The sequence below is a fragment of the Paucidesulfovibrio gracilis DSM 16080 genome (genome assembly GCF_900167125.1).
Classification (GTDB): domain Bacteria; phylum Desulfobacterota; class Desulfovibrionia; order Desulfovibrionales; family Desulfovibrionaceae; genus Paucidesulfovibrio; species Paucidesulfovibrio gracilis.
This window is the reverse complement of record NZ_FUYC01000035.1, coordinates 1-9,883: the sequence shown is the minus strand read 5'-3', so window position 1 is coordinate 9,883 and position 9,883 is coordinate 1. Positions and strand designations below refer to the sequence as shown.

General features: G+C 62.9%; 7 protein-coding genes. 3 read left to right on the top strand and 4 right to left on the bottom strand.

Annotated features, from left to right (window positions below):
- Positions 1–483: 483 nt before the first annotated feature.
- The 4 genes from ilvD to B5D49_RS14305 form a co-directional block, all read right to left on the bottom strand.
- Positions 484–2,148: a dihydroxy-acid dehydratase gene (gene ilvD, locus B5D49_RS14320; protein WP_078718407.1), complete on the bottom strand. Its 1,665-nt coding sequence runs from the start codon at positions 2,146–2,148 to the stop codon at positions 484–486.
- Between the two features lie 80 nt (positions 2,149–2,228).
- Positions 2,229–3,869, bottom strand: coding sequence for a tetratricopeptide repeat protein (locus B5D49_RS14315; protein ID WP_078718406.1), 1,641 nt, complete (start codon positions 3,867–3,869; stop codon positions 2,229–2,231).
- A gap of 160 nt (positions 3,870–4,029) precedes the next feature.
- On the bottom strand, positions 4,030–5,478 hold the full coding sequence (gene gltA / locus B5D49_RS14310; RefSeq protein WP_078718409.1) for an NADPH-dependent glutamate synthase: 1,449 nt from the start codon (positions 5,476–5,478) through the stop codon (positions 4,030–4,032).
- A complete protein-coding gene (locus B5D49_RS14305) occupies positions 5,475–6,320 on the bottom strand; it encodes a sulfide/dihydroorotate dehydrogenase-like FAD/NAD-binding protein (protein WP_078718405.1) in 846 nt (281 codons plus the stop codon). Before B5D49_RS14305 ends, gltA begins: the two co-directional genes overlap by 4 nt.
- A 269-nt stretch (positions 6,321–6,589) precedes the next feature.
- Between B5D49_RS14305 and B5D49_RS14300 the strand changes: the two genes are divergently transcribed.
- The 3 genes from B5D49_RS14300 (at position 6,590) to B5D49_RS14290 (ending at position 9,500) form a co-directional block, all read left to right on the top strand.
- A complete protein-coding gene (locus tag B5D49_RS14300; protein ID WP_078718404.1) occupies positions 6,590–6,973 on the top strand; it encodes a hypothetical protein in 384 nt (127 codons plus the stop codon).
- 224 nt (positions 6,974–7,197) lie between these two features.
- Positions 7,198–8,553, top strand: a complete 1,356-nt coding sequence (locus tag B5D49_RS14295; RefSeq protein ID WP_159447256.1) for a diguanylate cyclase — start codon at positions 7,198–7,200, stop codon at positions 8,551–8,553.
- A 29-nt stretch (positions 8,554–8,582) separates the two neighbouring features.
- Entirely contained in the window at positions 8,583–9,500 is a 918-nt protein-coding gene (locus B5D49_RS14290; RefSeq protein ID WP_078718402.1) for a formylglycine-generating enzyme family protein, read from the top strand.
- Positions 9,501–9,883: the final 383 nt, after the last annotated feature.

The window sequence follows — 9,883 nt, the reverse complement described above, 5'->3', positions numbered from 1 at the left end:
AACTCCACCTCGGACTCACCAGCCTCTGGTGGGGCATCTTCGGCATCGTCTGGTGCTCCGCAGGCATCGCCCTGCTCTGGGCCAGACGCACCCTGGCCAAGGAAGAACAAAACAATAGTTCCCAGGTGTAAGAAGCAAGAATGCCTCCGGCGGCCAGGAGGCCCGCGGCCCCCTGGACCCCCATTTACCGGTCTCGCGCTTGCGCGCGGCCGGGGGCGTGTCGTTCTGTTGCCGCGATTTCCGGGATGGCTCCGCCCTCCCGAAACTCGCGGCAACGGTGCGCCCCCAAAAGAAAAGAACGGCGTTGGCCGTTCTTTTCTTTTGGGAGGGGAAAAGGGGAGGGGGAAAGGGAAAAAACGGCTACCCGCGACAGACCGCAGGTCTGGAGCCAATAAAAGTCTTTGGAAAGGGGGTCCAGGGGGAAGAACCTTTCTTCAGAAAGGTTTTCCCCCTGGTCGCCGAAGGCCATCCCCCCCATAAAAATTAGCGCATCACACCGCCGGTCGCCGCCGACGTAACCCGCGCGGCATAGCGACGCAGGAACGGGGACGTGACTTCTTTTTGCAGTGGCGTCCAATTCTGGCGACGTTGCGCCAGTTCCGTTTCATCCACCAGCAATTCAATGCGGCGTTCCGGGATGTCGATACGGATGGAATCGCCTTCGCGCACCAACCCGATGAGTCCGCCTTCAGCCGCTTCAGGCGAAACATGGCCGATGGCCGCGCCCCGCGTCCCGCCGGAGAACCGGCCATCCGTGATCAAGGCCACGCTTTCGCCCAGCCCCATGCCCGCGATGGCCGAAGTGGGGGTGAGCATTTCGCGCATGCCCGGCCCGCCCTTTGGTCCTTCGTAGCGAATAACCACCACGTCCCCGGCTTTGATGCCATTGCCCAGGATGGCTTCCACAGCGTCCTCTTCGGAATCGAACACCCGGGCCTTTCCTGTCCGCTGCATCATTTCCGGAGCCACGGCGGATTGTTTGACCACGCATCCCTGTTCCGCCAGGTTGCCGCGCAGAATGGCAATGCCGCCCTGGGGCGAATAGGCCTTGTCCAAAGGCCGGATCACGTCCGGGTCGAGCACATCGGCGTTCAGGTCGTCCAGGTTCTGGCCCACGGTTTTTCCGGTCACGGTAAGGCAATCCAGGTGCAGCGCCCCGGTATCGGCCACGCGCCGCATCACGGCCGGAATGCCGCCCGCCGCGTCCAGGTCTTCGATGTGATAGTGTCCGGCCGGGGAAAGTTTACAGATATTCGGCACCTGACGGCTGATCTCGTCGAACAGCTCCAGGCTCAATTCCAATTCCGCTTCGTGAAACACGGCGGGCAGGTGCAGCACGGTATTGGTGGAGCCGCCCAGGGCCATGTCCATGGCCACGGCGTTACGCACGGAATCCGTGGTCACGATGTCGCGAGGCGTGATACCCTGTTCAAGCAGGTTCATGACGGCCATGCCCGCCTGTTTGGCCAACCTGACGCGGGCCGCGGCCGTGGCCGGAATGGTGCCGTTGCCGGGCAGGGCCAGGCCAATGGCCTCGGACAGACAGTTCATGGTGTTGGCGGTGAACATGCCCGAGCAGGAGCCGCAGGTGGGGCAGGCGCATTCCTCGAGTTCCGCAAGCTCGGTCTCGCTCATGTCCCCGCGTTTGACCCGGCCCACGCCTTCGAACACGGTGATCAGGTCCGAGACCTGTTTCTTTTGCTTTCCGGCCAGCATGGGACCGCCGGAAACGATCACGGCGGGGATGTTCAGACGCAGCATGGCCATGAGCATGCCCGGAACGATTTTATCGCAATTGGTCACGCAGACCAGGGCATCAAAGGGATGGGCCGTGGCCATGATCTCGATGGAATCGGCGATGATTTCCCGGCTGGGCAGAGAAAACCGCATGCCTTCGTGGTTCATGGCCAGTCCGTCGCACACGCCGATGGCCGGGAATTCCATGGGGGTTCCCCCGGACATGCGCACCCCGTTTTTTACGGCGTCGGCAATGGTGCGCAAGTGCACATGCCCGGGAATAACCTCGTTGAAGGCGTTGCACACGCCCACCAGGGGGCGGTCCATTTCCTCGCGGGTAATTCCCAGGGCGTGCATCAAAGAGCGATGGGGCGCCTTTTCCAATCCGCCGGTCATTTTTTTGCTTCGCATGGCGTGATCCTTTGTTCCGAAAAAGGTTGATGCGGAACGGTCGGCTACAGAGCGACCCGCCTTCCGCGCTATGGTCGCCGTCAGGACTGACCCAGACGGCGTTCACTTTCCAGGTCGCGGTCGGCCTCTTCCTGGTTGCCGAGCTTTTGATGAATGGCGGCCCGGGTGCGGTAGCCTTCGGCGGCGTTGGGTTTCATGAGCAGAAACCGATCCGCGTCGTCCAGAGCGTCCTGGTAGTTGCCGCGCTGGTACCGGGCAATGGCCCGATGCAGATGATACACGGCAGTATTGGGATCAGCCTCGATGCACGCGGCAAAATCCTGCTCGGCTTCGTCGAACCGCTTAAGCAGCAAATAGAGCTTGCCCCGCTCGTTGCGCATGGCAGCGGCGTCCGAGGCTTGTTCCAGCCCCTGGCTCAGGACGCCGAGTGCCTGTTGCGGATCATCCCGGGCCAGGAGCACGCCGAGATTATGGTAACCACAGGCGTTCTCCGGCTCCTCGTCCATGGCCTTTCGGGCCGCGTCCATGGCCATATCCCTTTCATCCAGGGCAGCCAGGGTACGCGCCTGGAGGCAGTAGTCCGCAGCGGATGGAGACTGTTGGTCAAAATGTTCGGAGATCAAGGCCAGGGCCAGGGCAGGATCCTTCTCCTTCAGCGCCTGTCGCGCCTCGGCCATAAGATCGCGTTGCGGAGCGGGCCGCTCCCGGACTTCGGCCTCGGCCTCTCCTTCCGGAGCCGACGCGGGTTCCTCCACCTCGGCCACCTGGCGGATCAGCGGCATATGCGCGGGGCGCACCTCCACCTCCCCGTCCTCGTCCGGGGTGCTCACCATCAGCAGGCTGGAATAGCTGGTACCCAACAGAGCGGCCTTACGGCGGGCCTTGGCGTCATACTCCAGGGCTTCGTCCTCGTCCCCTTCCGAAGCAGCGACCAGGGCCAGTTGCCGAAAAATCTCCGGGTCATCGCGCCGCAATGCAGCGGCGCGCAGGAGCATATCCTCGGCCGAACCGAATTCCTCGGCATTCCACTGGGCCTTGGCTGATTCCAGCAGCAGATCCACGGCATCGGGCCGCAACTCCACCAGATCCTCCCAGCGTTCGGCAGCTTCTTCATACTGTTCCAAATCCGTGAGCGAAAGCGCGGACTCCAGATACGCCAACCCCAGGGTATCATCCGTTTCCAGCGCCTGATCCAGCAGGGGCATGGCCGAGGCCGGATCCCCGGCAAGCCGGTGGGCCTTGGCCAGCAACGCCTGAGCGCGGGCATTGCCCGGATCCAGCTCCAACGCCCGTTGCAGATCGGCGCGGGCCTGGGAAATTTCCTCGGCGGTCACGCGGTCATCCATGCCCGGGGCGGAGCGCGGCGCCAGGACCGGTCCCTGGGCCTGGGTGGACAGGGCAATGGCCGCACGCGTAATCATGGCGTGGCTCAGGGTCGGTTCCAGTTCCAGAGCGCGATTCACATCCTTGATGGCCTGACCCGGAGAACCCAGATCCAGATACAAGGCGGCACGCCGGGCCAACAATGGGGCATTGTCAGGATCGCGCCGCAACAAATTGTTCAGGTGCAACACCGCATCCCGGCCGTTTTTATATTCGGATTGCCAAAAAGGAGCGGCAGGCACGGTTTCAACCTCCCGTGGGCCGCCCATGAGCGAACAGCCCGCAAGCATGGGAGTTGCAAGGCAAAACGCCAAAACCATGGTCACGACGAAACGCATAGGCAAGTCATCCTCCGTTCGCGGGCCGTTTCTGAAAGACGCGAAAATAGCGCAGACCGGCGCGAAGGTAAATGTCCGGCGCGGTGCGGCTCCCTCTGTGGGCTACCGCGCCGCGTCGGGCATTGTTCCGTGCGGAATTCGCCATGACTGGCCGCGTCGCCTATTCGGTGGGCCGCTCCTCCAGAAAACGGGCGGCAATGGCCTGACCAGCACGGCGTCCCGCGCCCATGGCCGAAATGACCGTGGCCGCGCCCGTGACGATGTCGCCTCCGGCAAACACATTGGGCATGGCGGTTTCCCCGGTGTCCGGATCCGCTTCAATGTATCCCCATTGATTCAGCGGCAGGTCCGGCGTGGCCCGCAGCAACACGGGATTCGGCCGGGTACCCACGGCGATGACGGCCGTGTCCGCGGGAATTTCCTCCACCTGCCCGTCCAGACAGACCGGACGGCAGCGGCCTGAATCATCGGGTTCGCCCAAGGCCATCAACTGCGCGGAAACGGAAGTCAGATGTCGGCCTTCGTCGCCATTGAAAGAAATGGGCGAGCAAAGGCAATGAATGTCCACTCCCTCGGCCTTGGCATGGTGAACCTCCTCCACGCGGGCGGGCATTTCCGACTCGGTGCGGCGGTAGAGAATGGTCACCTTGTCCGCGCCAAGCCGCAGCGCCGTGCGAGCCGCGTCCATGGCCACGTTGCCCCCGCCGACCACCACCACACGGCCCGTGGGCGGCGGCGGCGTGTCATAGGCGGGAAAAGCGTAGGCCCGGCCGAGATTCACGCGGGTGAGATATTCATTGGCGGAAAACACGCCGAGCAAATTTTCTCCCGGCACGTTCAAAAACCGCGGCAGACCGGCCCCCACTCCGAGAAACACGGCGTCAAAACCCTGGTCAAACAATTCGGAAAGCTGGAAGGTGCAGCCGCCCACCCAATTGGTGCGAAAAACCACACCCAGCCCGCGCAACGCCTGCACCTCGCGCCGGACCACGTCCTTGGGCAACCGGAATCCGGGAATGCCGTAGACCAGCACACCGCCCACCTCATGCAGCGCCTCGTACACGGTCACGTGTGCGCCTTTGGCCGCGAGATACCCGGCGCAGCTCAGCCCTGCCGGGCCGCCGCCCACGCAGGCAACGCGCAGCGGTTTTCCGCTGGAACACGTGCTGGTGCCGGTAATGGCGGCGCAAGGGTCGTCCTCCGGATGTTGCTCGGCCCAGCGGTCCGCCACAAAGCGTTCCAACCGGCCGATGGCCACGGGTTCCCCTTTGGCCGCGAGCACGCACGCACCCTCGCATTGGCTTTCCTGCGGGCAGACCCGGCCGCACACCGCGGGCAGGGCGTTGGTATCGCGGATCACGGCATATGCGCCGTCCAGATCCTCATTTTGCAGGCAGGCGATAAAGCCCTTGATGTCGATTTCCACGGGACAGCCCTCGCGGCACAGGGGCCGCTTGCATTGCAGGCAGCGCATGGCCTCCTGCCGGGCCAGTTCCGGGGAATATCCCAGGGCCACTTCCTCGAAATTTTCCGCCCGTTCTGCAGCCGGTTGTTCGGGCATGGCCACGCGGGGGACCATTGCTTTTTTCTTTTTTTGTGGACGGCTCATTTGTTCCCCCCGCAACGGCACTGATGGTAGGCTTCATTGGACACGGCCTCCTGTTCGCGGAACTGGCCAAGCCGCCCCCAAAGCTCGTCAAAGTCCACCTGGTGGCCGTCGAATTCCGGGCCATCCACGCAGGCGAAGCGCGTTTCCCCGTCAACGGAGCAGCGGCACGCGCCGCACATGCCGATCCCGTCCACCATGATGGAGTTGAGGCTCACTGTGGTTTTAATACCGTGCGGCCTGGTCACTCCGGCCACGGCCCGCATCATGGGGACCGGTCCCACCGCCACCACCTCGGCGATGTCTTCGCCTTCGTCAATGAGCTGCTGGAGCACTTCGGTAACAAACCCTTGATGCCCGCGTGATCCATCGTCCGTGGCGATGCGCACTTCCGGGCAAAAATCCTCCAGTTCGTCGCAAAACAGCAGCAGATCCTTGGAACGCGCCCCCACAATGGCAATGACGCGGTTCCCGGCCTGATGGTGTCCTTTGGCGATGTGGTGCATGGCGGCCACGCCCGTTCCGCCGCCCACGCAGACAACGGTTCCTCTGGCGTCCAGATCCGTGGGCCGCCCCAGGGGTCCGCACACGTCGGCCAGAGCGTCGCCCTGTTCCAATGTATTCAAATGGGCCGTGGTTTTACCCACCACCAAAAAAACCAGGGTGATGGTGCCGTCGGCAGGGTCCGCATCCGCAATGGTCAGGGGAATGCGCTCCCCCTGCTCATGGACGCGGAGCATCACGAAATTCCCGGGCCGGGCCTTGGCCGCGATCTCCGGGGCGTGGATGCGCATCAGGCTGGTTTGTCCAGGTATCAGCTCACGCTTTTTTACAATCTTGTACATTCATTCCTTCCTGCATTTTTTTTTCGGAACAGGAATCTACGTTTTGGGATGCGGAATGGCAACCCTCTGAGAATCAACCGTCCCGCCCCTGGCTGCCGGCTTGCCATACGTTGCGAAACATCATATATAGTGGGTATCGAAACAGCGTTTCCAGGGACGGAAGCGCCGCTATCCGCCCATACAGCGCAGGCCAGGGAGCGGCCCATAAGCGCGGAGGCACGGTACGTGGACTTTTCCACGCCCGGCTCTTGGGCATTGAAGGAGAAGGCGTGTCCCCCAGCATCGCGGGAATCGGTCAGCGGGCCGTCGGTGAATACGCGCGCAACATAGCGCACGAAAACCACGAGTCCTCCTCACGGGCCGGAGAAATTCCGGGCCGAACCCGTGTGCGCACGCGCACCTTCGGCCTGAAGCTCGGCGGCTTCGGCGTCACCTACACCACCGAGGACGTCCAGCTTGAGCCGTCCACCCCCGCGCGCGACACCTTCAACGCCAATCTGGAAACCGCGGGCTTGCGCCAACACATGGTCCGCGAGGCCGCCGACCAGACCATCTCCCAATCCATGCCCCCCCAGCGCCGCGCCGCCCTGCGCGCCTACAGTCAGGCCCATAACCCCGGTCCCACGGCCCGCACCCTGCTCGGCGTGGCCTGAACGCTCTTGCCCGCTCCTCCTCCGCTCCTTTCCCCTAATTCGGCTCGGTTCACTAGGCAGATATCCCATCACCCCTTCGAAGCCGCCGATTACGGATCACGCCAATTTTACCAGGCCTTGCGCTGTAATTAACGTTTTCCCGCCCTTGTCTTGCGCTTTCCCATCCATTAAATTATACTTTCATGCTGCGGTATCCAGCTCCAAACCTTTGCCAAGGACTCGGCATGCCTCCCAGCAAAAACCAGACCCCACCCCCCCCGGACCAGCGTTCCCGCGTGGAACAACTGGAACAGGAAGTGGCGCGGTTGAAAGCCGAACGAGACCGCACCAGAAAGGAACTGGAGGAGCAGTCCGCCCTGACCGACGCCTCCTTTGAGGCTATCGGCTTTTTCGACTCCCGCGACCTGCACTGTGTGGCCTGCAACAACACCGCCCTGAAAATCTACGGCTACACCCGCGAGGAGTTCCTCGGAAAACACGTTCTGGACCTCGTTGCCCCGGATAGCCGCGAACTCGTCAGCCAAAAAATCGAAAACAACGTGCAGACCGCCTACGAACTCACAGCCATCCGCAAAGACGGCGCCACCTTTCCTGCGGAAGTTCACGGCAAAAAGATCATCTATCAGGGCGTTCCCGTGCGCGTTTCCGCCCTGCGCGACATCACCCGCCGTAAAAACATCGAACTCGAACTGCAACACGCCCTCAACGAACAAGAAGTCATCTTCGCCAATACCAAGGTGGGTCTCATGCTCCTGCGCGGCGGACGCGTGGTCGCCAAGGTCAACCAGGCGCTGGCCGACCTGTTCGGCTACGACACCCCCGAGGAGATGATCGGACTGGACGTGCGCGACCTGCACCTCGACGAGGCCCGATATCACACCTTTGGCAAGGAATTTTACGGTGCTTTGGAAGACGCGGCCCAACTGCACATCGAATACCAACTGCGCCGCAAGGACGGTAGCCCGGTCTGGTGCCGCCTCTCGGGGCAGGCCGTGGATCTCAACGCCCCGGCGGACCTTAAAAAGGGCGTTCTCTGGGTCATCGACGACATCTCCCGCATCAAGGACGAAGAACAACGCCTGCGCGCCCTGGCCTGTACCGATCACCTCACCGGCGTGCACAACCGCCGCTACTTCCTGGAACTGGCCGAACGTGAAATGCGCCGCCGCCGTCGGCACGGTGGACAATGCGCCCTGCTGCTCATCGACATGGACCGCTTCAAAGACGTGAACGACCGCCTCGGCCACCCAGCCGGGGACGCCGTCCTCAAAACCTTTGCCCGGCGCTGCTGCGGCACCCTGCGCGAAGTGGACATCTTCGGTAGACTCGGCGGCGAGGAATTCGCCGTGTTCCTGCCCGGAACCGACCTCGAAGGCGGACGCGTGGCCGCGGAACGCATCCGACACCGCGTTTCCAGCCTGGATACCCGCACCCCCGAAGGCAACATCTGCGCCACCGTGAGCATCGGCGTGGCCTCCACCGACCACCCCACCGCCGGAGTGGAAGACCTCATTTCCCGCGCAGACAAAGCATTGTACCGAGCCAAAGCCCTCGGCAGGGATCGCGTCGAAACCGAATAGACCCTCCGCGAAAACAAAAAGAGGTCCGCATGAATATGCCCAACGGCCTTCGCTGGCTGCCGCTGCTCCTCCTGGCGCTCCTGCTCCCCTGGAATGCCAGCGCCCACGACACCGGTACAGCCGGTCCTGAAACACCCCTGCCTACCTGGACCGACCCGGCCACCGGCCTGGAATTCATCCGCATTCCCGGCGGCTGTTTTCTCATGGGCAGCCCGCTGAGCGAACCCGGACACGAACCCGGCGAAGAACGCCGCCGCGTCTGCCTCGACCCCTTCTGGATCAGCCGGACCGAAGTTACCCGTGGACAATTTGCCGCTTTTGTCAAAAACACCAATTACGTTGCCCAATCCACCAAACAAGACTGGGTGCGCGTCTGGGACCACCGCTGGGAAAACGTCTACGGCTCGGACTGGCGCGATCCCGGCATGGAACAAACCGATCAGCACCCCGTGGCAGGCGTCAGCTACTCCGATGCCGAAGCCATGGCCCGGTGGATGCGCCGGCAATCCGGCCACCACATCGCCCTGCCCACCGAAGAACAATGGGAATACGCGGCACGCGCCGGGACCACCACCTCCCGTTGGTGGAGCAACGAATACGACAAACAGATCTGCACCTACGCCAACGTCGGCGACCTCACCAACCTGGCCGAGCTGGGCAGAAAACGACAAAACCCGATGCCCTCCGCCCCCTGCCGCGACGGGTTCCCCTTCAGCGCCCCCGTGGCCAGCTTCCAGCCCAACCCCTGGGGACTCCACGACATGTTCGGCAACGTCCAGGAATGGGTCCGGACCGACCGCAAAACACAATACAACGAAAACCACCTGCTCTGCGGCGGACACTTCCTCTCCTTCGATACCGACATACGCGCCGCAAAACGTGAAGACCCGTCCCTGGAATACGGGGTCTATTTTTTCATGGGCTTTCGGCTCGTTCGAACGGACTGATGGCCCTGCAGGGCTGAAAGGCAGGCCTCCGGCGGCCAAAGGGTCCGCGACCCTTTGGAATCCCGTTTACCGGTCTCGCGCTGCGCGCGGCCGGGGTCGTGGGATGAGATGGAGTCCGGGGAGTGGCAAGGCGGAGCAGCGCGGCGGCGTTTCGTTCTGTTGCCGCGATTTCCGGGATGGCTCCGCCCTCCCGAAACTCGCGGCAACGGTGCGCCCCCCAACGCAAAGGAACGGCTTCGGCCGTTCCTTTGCGTTGGGGGAAGGGGGGAAACCAATAGACCATGTAAGAAAGGGGGGAGTTGCCCGCGACAGGCCGCAGGCCTGGAGCCAATAAAAGTCTTTGGAAAGGGGGTCCAGGGGGAAGAACCTTTCTTCAGAAAGGT

Bases quoted from the DNA above. Each gene is read 5' to 3' on its own strand.
- ilvD (WP_078718407.1), bottom strand. From the start codon at position 2,148: ATGCGAAGCAAAAAAATGACCGGCGGATTGGAAAAGGCGCCCCATCGC.
- B5D49_RS14295 (WP_159447256.1), top strand. From the start codon at position 7,198: ATGCCTCCCAGCAAAAACCAGACCCCACCCCCCCCGGACCAGCGTTCC.
- B5D49_RS14305 (WP_078718405.1), bottom strand. From the start codon at position 6,320: ATGTACAAGATTGTAAAAAAGCGTGAGCTGATACCTGGACAAACCAGC.
- B5D49_RS14315 (WP_078718406.1), bottom strand. From the start codon at position 3,869: ATGCGTTTCGTCGTGACCATGGTTTTGGCGTTTTGCCTTGCAACTCCC.
- B5D49_RS14290 (WP_078718402.1), top strand. From the start codon at position 8,583: ATGAATATGCCCAACGGCCTTCGCTGGCTGCCGCTGCTCCTCCTGGCG.
- gltA (WP_078718409.1), bottom strand. From the start codon at position 5,478: ATGAGCCGTCCACAAAAAAAGAAAAAAGCAATGGTCCCCCGCGTGGCC.